Source organism: Streptomyces sp. NPDC034084 (genome assembly GCF_055575535.1).
The window spans coordinates 137242-152071 of the sequence record NZ_JBVISK010000003.1; the positions used below are offsets into that span (position 1 = coordinate 137242).

A 14830-nucleotide genomic window follows, 5' to 3' on the forward strand; every position below is an offset into this window, starting at 1 on the left:
CACTCGCCACGCGACGTGTGGCGGGGCGTGCCCTTCGCCACAGTCTCGTGGCAGCCGTGACACTCGCCACGATCTCGTGGCGGCCGTGGCTCAGGCGGCGAGTTCCTGCCCCGTCTGGACCGCCTCGGTCCAGGCGGCCACGAGCACCTGGTAGATCCGCTGCTCGTCCGCCGTCAGCGGGCGTCGCTCCTCTCCGGCGCGTACCCACAGGGTGCGGATCGCGTCGTTCAGAGCGGTGGGGCCGGGGGTTCCTCTGTGCGGATGGGTCTCGGACATGAGGTCCACCCTAGGCGCTGGATCCGACAGACCCGGCCTCTGACGGACGTGGGGTCCGCCACGCCGCTCCGACGGCGGTCACACGACGCAGAACTCGTTGCCCTCCGGGTCCTGGAGCACCACCGCGTAATAGTCCATGCCGTTCGGCTCGTCCATCGCGTACAGGACGGTCGCGCCGAGCGCCGTCAGCCGGGCCACCTCGCCGTCCACCCGCTCGCGGCGGACGGCGAGGGGCGCCTCACGGCCGCCGCCGACCTTGAGGTCGAGATGGACACGGTTCTTGACGGTCTTGGGCTCCGGGACGCGCTGGAACCAGATCCGGGGGCCCACGCCCTTCGGATCGACGATGGACTCCGGGAGCTCCCCGGCGTCCTCGCCGAGCTCGTCCTCCGGCACCCCGATCGCCTCCCAGTACGCCCGCCAGGTGGCGTGGCCGGCCGGTGGCGGGTCGGGCACGTAGCGCAGGGCGTCCAGCCAGAACGGCACCAGGCGCTGGGGGTCGGCGCAGTCGATGGTCAGTTGCAGCGTCAGCTCGGGTCGCTCCATGGCACGAGCCTCCCAGACACCACTGACAGTGGCTCTTTCGAGCCAACCGGCCAGATCCGGTCCGCTGTTCGGCCATCCCTACCGGTGAGTCACCGCCTGCGGGAGAATCAGCCCGCACGTGACGATCGAGGGGGAACCGTTCATGGCCATCACCACAGGTACCGAAGCGCCCGAACTCGCGGGACTTCCGCTGCTCGGCTCCATGTTCGACCTCAAGAGCGACTCGCTGGGCACCTTCCTGCGCGCTCAGCGCGAGCACGGCGACGTCGTGAAGATCACCGCCGGGCCGCCCGGGATCCGCGCCACCGTCTACGGCGTCTTCTCCGCCGAGGGCGCCCAGCAGGTCCTCGCCGGGGAGTCGGCCAACTTCCGCAAGGACAACGCCTTCTACCGGGAGATCCGCGAGTCCTTCGGCAACGGCCTGCTCACCAGCCAGGACGAGGACTACCTGCGCCAGCGCCGGCTCGTCCAGCCCCTCTTCACCAAGCGCCGCGTCGACGGCTACGCCTCGGCCGTCGCCGCCGAGGTCACCACCCTCACCGGCGAGTGGCAGGACGGCGGCGCCCGGACCGTCGACGTCCACCAGGAGATGACCCGCCTCGCCCTGCGCGCGGTCGCCCGCATCCTCTTCGGCACCGATGTCGACACGGCCGTCGAGATCGTGGAGCGCAGCTTCCCCGAACTCGGCGCGTACGTGCTGCGCCGCGGCTACTCCCCGCTGAAGGTCCCGCGCGACTGGCCCACCCCCGGCAACCGCAAGGCCGCAGCCGTCCACCAGGCGCTGTACGAGGTGTGCGACCGGATCATCGCCGAGCGGCGCGGCTCCGGCCGGGGCTCCACCGGGGGCGACGACCTCCTCACCCTGCTCGTCGAGGCCGAGAGCGCCGAGGACGGCAGCTTCGACGCCACCGAGCTGCGGGAGCAGGTCCTCGTCTTCCTGCTCGCCGGGCACGAGACCACCGCCACCTCCCTCGGCTTCGCCCTCCACCTCCTCGGCCGCCACCCCGAGGTGCTGAAGCGGGCCCACGAGGAGGTGGACCGGGTCCTCGGCGGCCGTACGCCCGGCGCCGCCGACCTCGACGCGCTGCCGTACGTCACCCAGGTCCTCAAGGAGGCCATGCGCCTCTTCCCCGCGGCCCCCGTCATCGGGCGGCGCGCCGTCGCCGCCACCGAGGTGGGCGGCGTGACCATCCCGGCGGGCGCGGACGTCATCGTCGCCCCCTGGGTGACCCACCGGCATCCCGCCTACTGGGAGGACGCGGAGCGCTTCGACCCGGACCGCTTCACGCCCGAGGCGGAGGCGGCCCGGCCCCGGTACGCCTGGTTCCCCTTCGGCGGCGGCCCCCGCGCCTGCATCGGCCAGCACTTCTCGATGCTGGAGTCGGTGATCGCGCTCGCGATGATCCTCCAGAAGTACGGCTTCGAAGCCGTCGACACCGAGGTCCCCGTCGGCTCCGCGATCACCCTCCAGGTGGCGGGCCCGGCCCGCTGCCGCCTGCTGCCGCGCTGACGAGGAGCGGGGTGGCCCGGCCGGGCCACCCCGCGTCTCCTACGGCCGGGTCGCGACGACGATCGTCGCCCACCACTCATCGGAGGTGACGACCCGCGGGCTCAGGCCGGCCGCGGACATCACCGCGAGGGCCGACTCCGCCTGCCGCTCGCTCGTCTCCACCAGCACATGGCCGCCCGGCGCCAGCCACTCCGGGGCCTCGCCGGCGACCAGCCGCAGCACGTCGAGTCCGTCCGCGCCGCCGTCGAGCGTGACGAGCGGCTCGTGGTCGCGGGCCTCGGGCGGCAGCAGCCCGATCTCCTCGGTCGGTACGTACGGCACGTTGGCGACGAGCACCCCGACCCGGCCCCGCAGTTCCCGCGGCAGCGGCGCGAAGAGGTCCCCCTCGTACACCCGGCCGCCGCGCGGCTCGACGTTCCGCCGGGCGCAGCGCACCGCCGCCGGCTCGATGTCCGAGGCGTGCACCTCCGCCCCCTCGACCTCGGCGAGGAGCACGGCGGCCGCCGCGCCGGAGCCGCAGCACAGGTCGACACAGACGGCGCCCGGCCGGGCCAGCTCCACCGCCTGGCCGACGAGGAACTCCGTACGCCGCCGGGGCACGAAGACCCCGCCGTCGACCTCGATCCGCAGCCCGGCGAACCCGGCCCAGCCCACGACGTGCTCCAGCGGCAGGCCCGAGGCCCGCCGCTCGACCATCACGTCCAGCTCGGCGGGCCCGGCGGCGGTCGCGAGCAGCATCTCCGCCTCCTCCTCGGCGAAGACGCACCCGGCGGCCCTCAGCCGTTCGACCACTCCCGGGTCAGACAAGCTGCGCCTCGATCGCGGCCACGACCTCGGGGGCGTCCGGCTCGGTGCGCGGACGGAAGCGGGTGACGCGGCCGTCGCGGCCGATGAGGAACTTCTCGAAGTTCCACTGCACGTCACCCGCCTCGCCCTCGGCGTCGGCGACCTTCACCAGCTCCGCGTAGAGAGGGTGGCGGCCGTCGCCGTTGACGTCCGTCTTCTCCAGGAGCGGGAAGGACACCCCGTACGTCGCCGAACAGAAGGTCGCGATCTCCTCCGCGCTGCCCGGCTCCTGCCCCGCGAACTGGTTGCAGGGCACCCCGAGCACGGTGAATCCCCGCTCCCCGTACTCCTTCTGCAACCGCTCCAGACCCGCGTACTGCGGGGTGAGCCCGCACTTGGAGGCCACGTTCACCACCAGGACGGCCCGGTCGCGGTAGTCGGCCAGGGAGACCGGCTCGCCGGTCAGGCTCTTCAGCGGAATGTCGTACAGGCTCATGGACTGCTCCTCGTCGGAATAGGGTTTGATCTCAGCATGGGAGACGAACCACTGGCAATCGCGATCGATTCCACGGCGGAGGCAGGACCGCGCCGGGTGCTCTGCCGCCTCTGCGGCCGCCCCCTGACCGGCGCCGGCTCCCGCCGCACGGGCCTGGGCCCCACCTGCGACGCCAAACTGCACCCCTCGCCCCCGGCCATCCGCACCCGCCGCCACGAGGTCACCCAGGACACCCTCCCGGGCATGGACGACGAGTCGTAGGCCCCGAGCCGGGCGACGCTACCAGGCGGCAAATCGATCGCCCACGGGAATTCGGGTCGGCCACAGTGGGCCGCGATGAGACCGAAACCCGAGCCAGCGGAGTCCTGAACCATGTCCACCCTGCGTGTCACCGCCGAAGTCCTCACCGTCCATCCCCATCCGAACGCCGACGCCCTGGAGCTCGCCCAGGTCGGTCTCTATCGGGCCGTCGTCGCCAAGGGGGCCTACAAGACGGGCGACGCCGCCGTCTACGTCCCCGAGCAGGCCGTGCTGCCGCTCGCGCTCGTCGAGGAGCTGGGGCTGACCGGCCGGCTCGCCGGAGGGAACTCGGACCGGGTCAAGGCCGTGCGCCTGCGCGGGGAGCTGTCCCAGGGGATCGTGTGCCGGCCCGCCGCGCTCGCCGGTGTGGACCTGGCGCGCGCGGCGGCCGAGGGGGCCGACTTCGCGGAGACGCTCGGGATCGTCAAGTGGGTGCCGCCGATACCGCCGACGATGAACGGGGACGTGGAGGCCGCGCCCGACCTGCTGCCCTGGGTCGACATCGAGAACCTCCAGCGCTACCCGGACGTGTTCGAGCCCGGCGAGTCCGTCGTCCTGACGGAGAAGCTCCACGGCACGGCCTGCCTGCTGACGTACCACGCCGGGGAGGGGCGCGTGCAGGTGTCGTCCAAGGGCTTCGGCGCGAAGGGGCTCGCCCTCCGGGAGGACCCGCGCAACCTGTACTGGCGCGCCGTCCACGGACATGGGCTCGCCGCCGTCGCCGAGCGGCTCGCCGAGCGCCTCGGCGCCCGCCGGGTGGGACTCTTCGGCGAGGTGTACGGCTCCGGGGTGCAGGACCTCGCCTACGGTGCCGACGCCCGCTCCGAGACCGTCGGCTACGCCCTCTTCGACGTGTCCGCCGAGATCGACGGCCAGGTCCGCTGGCTCGACCCGGAGGAGGTCCTGGAGGACGGTGAAGCTCCGCTCGTACCGCGGCTGTACTCCGGGCCGTACGACCTCGACACCGTCCTCGCGCACGCCAGCGGCCGGGAGAGCGTCTCCGGCCGGCAGACGCACCTGCGGGAGGGCGTCGTCATCCGGCCCGCGACCGAGCGGTACAGCCCCGTCACCGGCGGTCGGGCCATCGCCAAGGCGGTCAGCCCGGCCTACCTCACCCGCAAGGGCGGCACCGAGTACGAGTGACCCAGGAGGTCAGAGCTTCCTGAACAGGCCCTCCTGGACCACCGACACCAGCAGCCTGCCCTCGCGGTCGTAGATCCGGCCCCGCGCGAGTCCCCGGCCGCCCGTGGCGATCGGCGACTCCTGGTCGTACAGGAACCACTCGTCCGCCCGGAACGGCCGGTGGAACCACATCGCGTGGTCCAGGGACGCCATGTCGAAACCCCGCGGGCCCCACAGCGGCTCGACCGGGATCCGCACCGCGTCCAGGAGCGTCATGTCCGAGGCGTAGGTCAGGGCGCAGGTGTGGACCAGCGGGTCGTCGCCCAGCGGCCCCACGGCACGCATCCACACCGCGGACCGCGGGTCCGCGCCCTTGACCTCCTCCGTGGTCCAGCGCAGCCGGTCCACGTACCGGATGTCGAAGGGCTGCCGGCGGGCCATCCGCTCCAGCGCCTCCGGCAGCGCCCCGAGGTGGTCGCGGATCTCGTCCGCGAGCCTCGGCAGGCTCTCCGGGTCCGTCATGTGCCGCGGCGGCAACTGGTGCTCGAACCCGGCCTCCTCCGGCTTGTGGAAGGAAGCCGTCAGATTGAAGATCGTCCGCCCCTGCTGCACCGCCGTGACCCGGCGGGTCGTGAACGAGCGCCCGTCCCGGACCCGCTCCACCTCGTACACGATCGGCACCCCCGGCCGGCCCGGGCGCAGGAAGTACGCGTGCAGCGAGTGCACCGGCCGGTCGCCCTCCGTGGTGCGGCCGGCCGCCACCAGGGCCTGCCCGGCGACCTGACCGCCGAAGACCCGTTGCAGCGACTCCTGCGGGCTGCGCCCGCGGAAGATGTTGACCTCGATCTGCTCCAGGTCGAGCAGATCCACGAGCCTCTCGGCGGGACTGGTCACCACTGAACTCCTCTACAGCTGTCCGACGGACGTCACACGCACCACCGCGCGGCCCTCCTCGTCGGAGGCCGCGAGGTCCACCTCCGCGCTGATGCCCCAGTCATGGTCGCCGTTCGGGTCGGCGAAGGTCTGCCGGACGCGCCACAGGCCGTGCGCCGCGTCCTCCTCGATCGCGAGCAGCTTCGGACCGCGCGCGTCCGGACCCGTGCCCAGGTCGTCGTACTCGTCCCAGTACGCGTCCATCGCCTCGCCCCACGCGTCGGCGTCCCAGCCGGACTCGGCGTCGAGCTCGCCCAGCGCGTCCACGTTGTCGAGCGCGGCCAGCTCCACCCGCCGGAACATGGCGTTGCGCACCAGGACCCGGAAGGCGCGGGCGTTCGCCGTGACCGGCTTGACCAGGTCGGCCTTCTCCTGGGCCTCCTCGGCCGTCTGGACCTCCGGGTTCGCCAGCTGCTCCCACTCGTCGAGCAGCGAGGAGTCCACCTGGCGCACCATCTCGCCCAGCCAGGCGATCAGGTCCTCCAGGTCCTCGGTCTTCAGGTCGTCCGGGATCGTGTGGTCCAGCGCCTTGTACGCGCTCGCCAGGTACCGCAGGACGATGCCCTCGGTCCGCGCCAGCTCGTACCAGGAGGTGAACTCGGTGAACGTCAGGGCCCGTTCGTACATGTCACGGATGATCGACTTCGGCGACACCGGGTGGTCGCCGACCCAGGGGTGCGACTTCCGGTACACGTCGTACGCGTGCCAGAGCAGCTCCTCGAGCGGCTTCGGGTACGAGATGTCCTGGAGCCGCTCCATCCGCTCCTCGTACTCGACGCCGTCCGCCTTCATCTGCCCGACGGCCTCCCCGCGCGCCTTGTTCTGCATGGCGGCGAGGATCTGGCGCGGGTCGTCGAGCGTCGACTCGACGACGGACACCATGTCCAGGGCGTACGAGGGGGACTCGGGGTCCAGCAGGTCGAAGGCGGCGAGCGCGAACGTCGACAGCGGCTGATTGAGCGCGAAGTCCTGCTGGAGGTCGACCGTCAGCCGGATCGTGCGGCCCTCGGCGTCCGGGGTGTCCAGCTGCTCCACCACGCCGCCGTCGAGCAGCGAGCGGTAGATCGCGATGGCCCGGCGGATGTGCCGCAGCTGCGCCTTGCGGGGCTCGTGGTTGTCCTCCAGGAGCTTGCGCATCGCCTCGAAGGCGTTGCCCGGGCGGGCGATCACCGAGAGCAGCATGATGTTGGTGACCTTGAAGCGGGAGGTCAGCGGCTCCGGATCGGCGGCGATCAGCTTCTCGAAGGTCGTGTCGCTCCAGGCGACGAAGCCCTCGGGGGCCTTCTTGCGGACCACCTTGCGGCGCTTCTTCGGGTCGTCGCCGGCCTTCGCGAGCGCCTTCTCGTTCTCGATGACGTGCTCGGGGGCCTGCGCCACCACGAGGCCGGCCGTGTCGAAGCCGGCCCGGCCCGCCCGGCCCGCGATCTGGTGGAACTCACGGGCGCGCAGGGTGCGCACCCGGTTGCCGTCGTACTTGGTGAGGGCGGTGAAGAGCACCGTGCGGATCGGCACGTTCACGCCGACACCGAGGGTGTCGGTCCCGCAGATCACCTTCAGGAGACCGGCCTGGGCCAGCTTCTCCACGAGCCGCCGGTACTTCGGCAGCATGCCCGCGTGGTGCACGCCGATGCCGTGGCGGACATACCGCGAGAGGTTCTGGCCGAACTTGGTGGTGAAGCGGAAGTTGCCGATCAGCTCGGCGATCTTGTCCTTCTCCTCGCGCGTGCACATGTTGATGCTCATCAGCGACTGCGCGCGCTCGACGGCCTGCGCCTGCGTGAAGTGCACGATGTAGACGGGCGCCTGCTTGGTCTCCAGGAGCTCGGTCAGGGTGTCCGTGATGGGGGTCAGCCGGTACTCGTACGACAGCGGCACCGGCCGGGTCGCCGAGCGGACCACCGAGGTCGGCCGCCCGGTCCGCCGGGTCAGGTCCTTCTCGAACATCGACACGTCGCCGAGCGTCGCCGACATGAGGACGAACTGCGCCTGGGGGAGTTCGAGCAGCGGGATCTGCCAGGCCCAGCCCCGGTCCTGCTCGGCGTAGAAGTGGAACTCGTCCATGACGACCTGGCCGATGTCGGCGTACTTGCCGTCACGCAGCGCGATCGAGGCGAGGACCTCCGCAGTGCAGCAGATCACCGGGGCGTCCGCGTTCACGGAGGCGTCTCCGGTCAGCATGCCGACGTTCTCGGTGCCGAAGAGCTTGCACAGGTCGAAGAACTTCTCCGACACCAGCGCCTTGATCGGCGCGGTGTAGAAGGTCACCTGGTCGTTGGCGAGAGCGGTGAAGTGGGCCGCCGCCGCGACCAGAGACTTTCCGGAGCCGGTGGGCGTGGACAAGATCACGTTGGCCCCGGAGACGACCTCGATCAGCGCCTCTTCCTGAGCCGGGTAGAGCGTGATGCCCCGGTCCTCGGCCCAGGAGGAGAAGGCCTCGAAGAGGGCGTCGGGGTCGGCGGTCGGCGGCAGCTGATCGATAAGGGTCACGCCCCCATCTTGCCCGCATTCCGCTCGGATGAGGGAACCGGCCATCAGCAGTCATGATCACGGGCGATAGGCTCGTCCGTCGACCGGTCGTCAACTGAGCGCCGGCAGGGGAGAAACGGGGCGGGCCAACGATGATGGGACCGGCGCACTCGCTGTCCGGAGCTGCGGCCTGGCTGGGGGTGGGAGCGGCCGCGGCCGCCTTCGACCGGCCCATGCCCTGGCCGGTTCTCGTCGTCGGCGCGCTCATCTGCGCGGGCGCCGCCCTCGCGCCGGACCTCGACCACAAGTCGGCGACCATCTCGCGCGCCTTCGGGCCGATCTCCCGGGGCCTCTGCGAGATCGTCGACAAGCTGTCGTACGCCGTCTACAAGGCGACCCGCTCCCCCGCCGACCCCCGCAGGTCCGGCGGCCACCGGACGCTCACCCACACCTGGCTCTGGGCGGTCCTGACCGGCGCCGGGGCCTCCTTCGCGGCGGTCACCGGCGGCCGCTGGGCCGTGCTCGCGATCCTCTTCGTGCACCTGGTCCTCGCCGTGGAAGGACTGCTGTGGCGGGCCGCCCGGATGTCCAGCGACGTCCTGGTCTGGCTGCTCGGCGCCACCAGCGCGTGGATCCTCGCCGGCGTCCTGGACCAGCCCGGGAACGGGTCGGACTGGTTCTTCACCGAGCCCGGCCAGGAGTACCTGTGGCTGGGCCTGCCCATCGTCCTCGGCGCCCTCGTGCACGACATCGGCGACGCGCTGACCGTCTCCGGCTGCCCGATCCTCTGGCCCATCCCCGTCGGCCGCAAGCGCTGGTACCCGGTCGGCCCGCCCAAGGGCCTGCGCTTCCGGGCCGGCAGCTGGGTCGAGCTCAAGGTCCTCATGCCCGCCTTCATGCTCCTCGGCGGCGTCGGCGGAGCCTCGGCACTCGGCTTCATCTAGGCCTAGGACGGGTTCCGGTGGGACCGATCAGCCGTGCCAGGACCGCCACAGCGCCGCGTACGCGCCGTCCGCCGCGACCAGCTCGTCGTGGCTGCCGAGCTCGGTGATCCGGCCCGCCTCGACGACCGCGATCAGGTCGGCGTCGTGCGCCGTGTGCAGCCGGTGCGCGATGGCCACGACCGTACGGCCGTCCAGGACCCGGCCCAGCGAGCGCTCCAGGTGCCGGGCCGCGCGCGGGTCGAGCAGTGAGGTCGCCTCGTCGAGGACCAGGGTGTGCGGGTCCGCGAGGACGAGGCGGGCCAGGGCGATCTGCTGGGCCTGTGCGGGGGTCGGCGAACGGCCGCCCGAGCCGACCTCGGTGTCCAGGCCCTCGTCGAGGCCACGGGCCCACTCCTCCGCGTCCACCGCGGCGAGCGCGGCCCACAGCTCGGGGTCGGTGGCCCCGGTCCTGGCCAGGAGCAGGTTGTCGCGGAGGGAACCCACGAACACGTGGTGCTCCTGGTTGACCAGCGCCACGTGCTCGCGGACCCGCTCGGCGGGCATGCGCGCCAGCTCGGCCGAGCCCAGGGTGACCGAGCCCGTCCTCGGGGCGTAGATCCCCGCGAGCAGCCGGCCCAGGGTGGACTTGCCCGCGCCGGACGGGCCGACCAGGGCGAGCCGGGTGCCGGGTGCCACCCTCAGGGACACCTCGTGCAGCACGTCCACGCCCTCGCGGTAACCGAACCGGACCTCGTCCGCCCGCAACGCCCGGCCCTCGGGCCGCACCTCCCGGTCGCCCGCCTCCGGCTCGATGTCCCGGACGCCGACCAGCCGGGCCAGCGACACCTGCGCCACCTGGAGTTCGTCGTACCAGCGGAGCACGATCCCGATCGGGTCCACCAGCATCTGCGACAGGAGCGCCCCGGTCGTCAGCTGCCCCACGTCGATCCAGCCCCGGAGCGCGAACACCCCGCCCAGCAGCAGGACCGCGCACAGCACCGTCGTATGGGTGAGGTTGATGACGGGGAAGAGCACCGAGCGCAGGAACAGTGTGTACCGCTCCCATGCCACCCACTCCGAGATCCGCCGGTCCGAGAGCGCGATCCGGCGCGCGCCCAGGCGGTGCGCCTCGACCGTGCGGCCCGCGTCGACCGTCTCGGCGAGCGCGCCGGCCACCGCCGCGTACCCCGCGGACTCCGAGCGGTACGCGGACGGCGCGCGCTTGAAGTACCACCGGGTGCCGACGACGAGCAGCGGGGCGGCGAGCAGCGCGGCGAGCGCGAGCGGCGGCGCGGTGACCGCCAGGCCGCCGAGCAGCAGCCCCGCCCAGACGACGCCGATGGCCAGCTGGGGCACGGCCTCGCGCATCGCGTTGGCGAGCCGGTCGACGTCCGTGGTGATCCGGGAGAGCAGGTCGCCCGTCCCGGCCCGCTCCAGCACGCCCGGCGGCAGGCCCACCGCGCGGACGAGGAAGTCCTCGCGCAGGTCCGCGAGCATCTCCTCGCCGAGCATCGCGCCGCGCAGCCGGACGAGCCGCACGAAGACGGTCTGGACGAGCAGCGAGACGGCGAACAGCGCGACCGTACGCTCCAGATGGAGGTCGCGGGCCCCCTCCGCGAGGCCGTCCACCACCGAACCGAGCAGGTAGGGGCCGGCCATCGAGGCGATCACGGCGACCGCGTTCACCCCGATGAGCAGCGCGAACGCCCGGCGGTGGCGGCTCAGCAGCTCGCGGACGTAGGAGCGGACGGTGGAGGTCCCGGCGACGGGCAGCGTCGTCGCCGTCGTCGGGGCGGCCGGGTCGTACTCCGGCGGCGCCAGGCCGATCATGCCGATTCCCCTTCCAGTGCTTCGAGTTCGCCGACGAGGCCGGCGGCCGTGGTGAGCTCCTCGTCGGTCTCCCGGGTGACGACCGCGCGGTAGCGGGGCTCCCCGGTGAGCAGCTCGCGGTGGGTGCCGACGGCGACCGCCTGGCCCTCGTGGACCAGGACGACCCGGTCGGCCCGGTCCAGGAGGAGCGGGGAGGAGGCGAGGACCACGGTGGTCCTGTTCTCCCGCAGCTCCCGGATCCCGGTGGCGACGGCGGCCTCGGTGTGCGCGTCGACCGCGGACGTCGGCTCGTCGAGGACGAGGACGTCCGGGTCGGCGACCAGGGACCGGGCGAGCGCGAGCCGCTGGCGCTGGCCGCCGGAGAGCGAACGGCCCCGTTCGGTGATGCGGGTGCGCATCGGATCGCCGCCGGTGCCGACCGAGGCCTGCGCGAGCGCGTCGAGGACGTCGTCGCACCGGGCGGCGGCGAGCGCCTCCTCCGCGCGGACGGCGCCCGAGGCGGGCACGTCGAGCAGCTCGCGGAGGGTGCCCGAGAGCAGGACCGGGTCCTTGTCCTGGACGAGGACGAGGGTACGAGCGGTCTCCAGCGGCAGTTCGTCGAGCGGCACTCCGCCGAGGAGCACCGAGGTGTGGCCGGCGTCCGGTTCGGCCGGGTGGCCGCCGAGCCGGTCCGCGAGCCGCCCGGCCACGTCGGGATCGCCGCAGACCACGGCCGTGAACAGCCCGGCGGGAGCCCGCAGCCCGGTCAGCGGGTCGTACAGATCGCCGCCGGGCTCGATCTCCCGGGCCTCGGCGACCGTGGTCGTCGTGCGGGCCAGGGCGAGGACCCGGGCGGCCCGCTTCGCGGACGGCCGTGAGAAGGAGTACGCCATCGCGATCTCCTCGAAGTTCCGCAGAGCGTGATGGGTGAGGGCCACGGCGCTGTAGACCGTGACCAGCTCGCCGACCTCGATCCGCCCGTCGAGCGCCAGCCGCGTGCCGTACGCCACCACGGCGATCAGCAGCAGACCCGGCAGCGCGACCTGGATCGCGGCGATCAGCGCCCACATCCGCGCGCTGTGCACGGCGGCCCCGCGGACCTCCTGGGAGGCGGCGCGGTAGCGGCCGAGGAACAGCTCCTCGCCGCCGATGCCGCGCAGCACCCGGAGGCCGGCGACCGTGTCGGAGGCGAGCTCGGTGGCCTTTCCCGCCTTCTCGCGCTGGACGTCGGCCCGCCGGGTCGCGCGGGGGAGGAGCGGCAGTACGGCGAGGGCGAGGACCGGGACGCCGACGGCCACCACGACGCCGAGCGCCGGCTGGTAGACGACGAGGCCCACGCAGATGATCACCAGGGTGACGGCGGCCGCGGCGAACCGGGACAGCGCCTCGACGAACCAGCCGATCTTCTCGACGTCGCCGGTGGAGACGGCGACGACCTCGCCCGCGGCGACCCGCCGGGTCAGGACCGAACCCAGCTCGGCGGTCTTGCGGGAGAGGAGCTGCTGCACGCGGGCGGCCGCGGTGATCCAGTTGGTGACGGCGGTGCGGTGGAGCATCACGTCACCGGCCGCGATCGCGGCCCCGAGGGCCACGAGCAGCACCCCGGCGAGCGCGAGCCGTCCGCCGTCGCGGTCCACGACCGCCTGGACGGCGAGGCCGACGGCCAGCGGCAGACCGGCGATGCCCAGGTGGTGCAGCAGCCCCCAGAGCAGGGACTTCACCTGACCGCCGAGCTGTTGGCGACCGAGCCACAGGAGGAACCGGGTGCCCGAGCGGACATCGGGCACCCCCGGGTCGGCGTAGGGAAGGTCTCGAATCTGCATGGCGTCCCAGGATCTCCGGGTCTGTCTGGGGGATCGCGCGCCGGAGGTGTGCGACGGCGGTGTGGAAACCGTGCAAGCCTCGCTTTCCCCGCCAGGAAGCGGCAATCGATTTTCCGCAAGGGGGGAACAGATCGCGCCATGTCCGCTCATCGTCCTCTGGACCGCGCCCGAGGACCGCGCTTCACTTCCGCCCCATGAGATCACTCAAGATCACGAGCGTGATCGGCGGTCTGGTGCTCGCCGCCGGAGCGCTGTTCACCGCCCACCCGGCCGCCGCCGACGGTCCGAACGGCCCGACGCCCTCCGCCGAGTTCACCAGCGACTGGCACGATCCGATCACCGCAGCCCCGCCCGTCGACACCCCCGGCACCCGTAGCTGCGAGGTCACCCTCGCCACCGCCCGGTTCCGCGACTTCACGCCCTACCAAGGGAGTTACTCCCCGCCGAAGCAGTGCGGCACCCGCTGGAACAAGGTCGTCCTGCGCCTGGAAGGAAAGGTGAAGGGCCGTCAGTACGACCGGCTCGGCCACCTCTCCGTCGGCGGCGTCGAGATCTTCCGCACCTCCACGCCCCAGCCCTCGCCCGACGGCATCGCCTGGTCGGTCGAGAAGGACGTCACCCGCTACCGCGACACCCTCAGCCGGCCGCAGCCCGTCGAGATGCTCATCGGCAATGTCGTGAACGAGACGTACACCGGTGTCATCGACGTCCGGGTCACCCTCACCTTCCACACCGCCGAGGGCCGGGTGAAGCCCGCCGCCGGCACCCCCGACCGGGTCGTCCCCCTCACCGGCGCCACCCTCACCACCCCGCGCAACACCGAACGCGTCCTCGCCGAGGTGTACGCCACCGGCTCGGGCGGCGGCTGCGAGGAGTACTGGTACCTCTCCGTCCCGGACACCGCCCCCTACTCCTGCCGGGCGACCGACGGGCCCCACCGCGAGGTACGCGTCTCCGTCGACGGCCGGCTCGCGGGCATCGCCGCGCCCTTCCCCACCGTCTGGACGGGTGGCTGGTCCAACCCGTTCCTCTGGTACGTCACCCCCGGGCCGCGCGCCTTCGACGTCCAGCCGATCGTCTACGACCTGACGCCGTTCGCCGCCCTCCTCAACGACGGGAACGCCCACCGCGTGGAGGTCACCGTCGCCGGGGTGCCCGCCGGGCTCGCCGGCTGGTCCACCCCGGCCAACGTGCTGCTGTGGCAGGACGGGGGAAGCCGGGTCGTCACCGGCGGCCTCGACCGCCACGAGGAGGGCGCCTCGCGCAACTCCTCGGTGTACACGGCGGGTTCGCCGCAGCGGGTCGACACGGAGGCGAGCCACCGGCTCACCGTCGCCGGCCACCTGAACACCTCGCACGGCCGGGTCGACACCACCGTCAGCCGTACGGTCACCAGCGCGTCCGTCCACCGCTGGGGCCAGGACGAGAACCCGGACGCGCTCACCGCGCGCTGGACCGACCGGGAGACCGTGACCAGCGGCCGGACCGTCACCCGCGCCGACCGCTCGTACACCATGGACGGCGAGACGACGATCGGTGCCGGTGACCGGCTGCGCACCGTCCTCACGCTCGGGGACCGCGCCGACACGGTCGTCCTCCGAGACGGGCGGCGGCTGTCCTGGTCGCGTCTCGACGACACGTACGCCGGGGACGCCACGTACACCACCGGTGTCCCGCGCGACCAGCGGCACGCGGTCGGCACCACGAACGAGCGTTACCGGCTGTACGGCTCCGCCGGCTGCTACGACCGGAGCCTGATGGCCGTCCAGGGCACGGTCACCCAGGACCTGCGGCGCTGCTGAACCGGCCGGGCCCGGCCCGCTCGGAAGAGCCGGGCCGG

General features: G+C 72.7%; 13 protein-coding genes. 5 read left to right on the forward strand and 8 right to left on the reverse strand.

Translation table 11 applies throughout. From position 1 onward, the window contains the following. Positions 1–90 precede the first annotated feature (90 nt). Positions 91–276: a hypothetical protein gene (locus ACZ51I_RS11660; RefSeq protein WP_468874155.1), complete on the reverse strand. Its 186-nt coding sequence runs from the start codon at positions 274–276 to the stop codon at positions 91–93. A 78-nt stretch (positions 277–354) separates the two neighbouring features. Beyond that, on the reverse strand, positions 355–822 hold the full coding sequence (locus ACZ51I_RS11665; protein WP_468874158.1) for a VOC family protein: 468 nt from the start codon (positions 820–822) through the stop codon (positions 355–357). A 142-nt stretch (positions 823–964) separates the two neighbouring features. On the opposite strand from ACZ51I_RS11665, the gene ACZ51I_RS11670 reads away from it, so the two are divergent. Further along, positions 965–2332 carry a cytochrome P450 gene (locus tag ACZ51I_RS11670; protein WP_468874160.1) on the forward strand — a complete coding sequence of 456 codons (1368 nt, stop codon included), beginning with the start codon at positions 965–967 and terminating at the stop codon, positions 2330–2332. 39 nt (positions 2333–2371) lie between these two features. Here the strand turns inward: ACZ51I_RS11670 and ACZ51I_RS11675 are convergent, their stop codons facing one another. Further along, entirely contained in the window at positions 2372–3139 is a 768-nt protein-coding gene (locus ACZ51I_RS11675) for a putative protein N(5)-glutamine methyltransferase (RefSeq protein WP_468874162.1), read from the reverse strand. Further along, the gene (locus tag ACZ51I_RS11680; RefSeq protein ID WP_468874165.1) at positions 3132–3614 is read right to left on the reverse strand and encodes a glutathione peroxidase; all 483 of its coding nucleotides are present in this window, start codon (positions 3612–3614) and stop codon (positions 3132–3134) included. Before ACZ51I_RS11680 ends, ACZ51I_RS11675 begins: the two co-directional genes overlap by 8 nt. 36 nt (positions 3615–3650) lie before the next feature. Here ACZ51I_RS11680 and ACZ51I_RS11685 point away from each other — a divergent pair, with 36 nt between their 5' ends. Together ACZ51I_RS11685 and ACZ51I_RS11690 are read left to right on the forward strand one after the other, a co-directional pair. Then, positions 3651–3875 carry a DUF6011 domain-containing protein gene (locus ACZ51I_RS11685; RefSeq protein WP_468874167.1) on the forward strand — a complete coding sequence of 75 codons (225 nt, stop codon included), beginning with the start codon at positions 3651–3653 and terminating at the stop codon, positions 3873–3875. A 111-nt stretch (positions 3876–3986) separates the two neighbouring features. Further along, entirely contained in the window at positions 3987–5057 is a 1071-nt protein-coding gene (locus tag ACZ51I_RS11690; protein WP_468874169.1) for an RNA ligase (ATP), read from the forward strand. A 9-nt stretch (positions 5058–5066) separates the two neighbouring features. Here ACZ51I_RS11690 and ACZ51I_RS11695 read toward each other — a convergent pair whose 3' ends face one another. Further along, positions 5067–5930, reverse strand: coding sequence for an acyl-CoA thioesterase (locus ACZ51I_RS11695; RefSeq protein WP_468874171.1), 864 nt, complete (start codon positions 5928–5930; stop codon positions 5067–5069). Between the two features lie 12 nt (positions 5931–5942). After that, on the reverse strand, positions 5943–8501 hold the full coding sequence (locus ACZ51I_RS11700) for a DEAD/DEAH box helicase (protein ID WP_468874173.1): 2559 nt from the start codon (positions 8499–8501) through the stop codon (positions 5943–5945). 86 nt (positions 8502–8587) lie between these two features. Between ACZ51I_RS11700 and ACZ51I_RS11705 the strand changes: the two genes are divergently transcribed. Continuing rightward, the gene (locus ACZ51I_RS11705; protein ID WP_468874175.1) at positions 8588–9379 is read left to right on the forward strand and encodes a metal-dependent hydrolase; all 792 of its coding nucleotides are present in this window, start codon (positions 8588–8590) and stop codon (positions 9377–9379) included. A 27-nt stretch (positions 9380–9406) separates the two neighbouring features. Here ACZ51I_RS11705 and ACZ51I_RS11710 read toward each other — a convergent pair whose 3' ends face one another. Together ACZ51I_RS11710 and ACZ51I_RS11715 are read right to left on the reverse strand one after the other, a co-directional pair. Next, complete coding sequence (locus ACZ51I_RS11710) at positions 9407–11188, reverse strand: ABC transporter ATP-binding protein (RefSeq protein ID WP_468874177.1); 1782 nt, start codon at positions 11186–11188, stop codon at positions 9407–9409. Next, on the reverse strand, positions 11185–12990 hold the full coding sequence (locus ACZ51I_RS11715; protein WP_468874179.1) for an ABC transporter transmembrane domain-containing protein: 1806 nt from the start codon (positions 12988–12990) through the stop codon (positions 11185–11187). Before ACZ51I_RS11715 ends, ACZ51I_RS11710 begins: the two co-directional genes overlap by 4 nt. Before the next feature lie 194 nt (positions 12991–13184). Between ACZ51I_RS11715 and ACZ51I_RS11720 the strand changes: the two genes are divergently transcribed. After that, on the forward strand, positions 13185–14792 hold the full coding sequence (locus ACZ51I_RS11720) for a peptide-N4-asparagine amidase (protein ID WP_468874181.1): 1608 nt from the start codon (positions 13185–13187) through the stop codon (positions 14790–14792). The last annotated feature ends 38 nt before the right edge of the window (positions 14793–14830 follow it).

Excerpts from the sequence above, each read along its gene's own strand:
- ACZ51I_RS11660 (WP_468874155.1), bottom strand. The coding sequence starts at position 276 with ATGTCCGAGACCCATCCGCACAGAGGAACCCCCGGCCCCACCGCTCTG.
- ACZ51I_RS11665 (WP_468874158.1), bottom strand. The coding sequence starts at position 822 with ATGGAGCGACCCGAGCTGACGCTGCAACTGACCATCGACTGCGCCGAC.
- ACZ51I_RS11670 (WP_468874160.1), top strand. The coding sequence starts at position 965 with ATGGCCATCACCACAGGTACCGAAGCGCCCGAACTCGCGGGACTTCCG.
- ACZ51I_RS11680 (WP_468874165.1), bottom strand. The coding sequence starts at position 3,614 with ATGAGCCTGTACGACATTCCGCTGAAGAGCCTGACCGGCGAGCCGGTC.
- ACZ51I_RS11685 (WP_468874167.1), top strand. The coding sequence starts at position 3,651 with ATGGGAGACGAACCACTGGCAATCGCGATCGATTCCACGGCGGAGGCA.
- ACZ51I_RS11690 (WP_468874169.1), top strand. The coding sequence starts at position 3,987 with ATGTCCACCCTGCGTGTCACCGCCGAAGTCCTCACCGTCCATCCCCAT.
- ACZ51I_RS11700 (WP_468874173.1), bottom strand. The coding sequence starts at position 8,501 with ATGGCCGGTTCCCTCATCCGAGCGGAATGCGGGCAAGATGGGGGCGTG.
- ACZ51I_RS11705 (WP_468874175.1), top strand. The coding sequence starts at position 8,588 with ATGATGGGACCGGCGCACTCGCTGTCCGGAGCTGCGGCCTGGCTGGGG.
- ACZ51I_RS11710 (WP_468874177.1), bottom strand. The coding sequence starts at position 11,188 with ATGATCGGCCTGGCGCCGCCGGAGTACGACCCGGCCGCCCCGACGACG.
- ACZ51I_RS11715 (WP_468874179.1), bottom strand. The coding sequence starts at position 12,990 with ATGCAGATTCGAGACCTTCCCTACGCCGACCCGGGGGTGCCCGATGTC.
- ACZ51I_RS11720 (WP_468874181.1), top strand. The coding sequence starts at position 13,185 with ATGAGATCACTCAAGATCACGAGCGTGATCGGCGGTCTGGTGCTCGCC.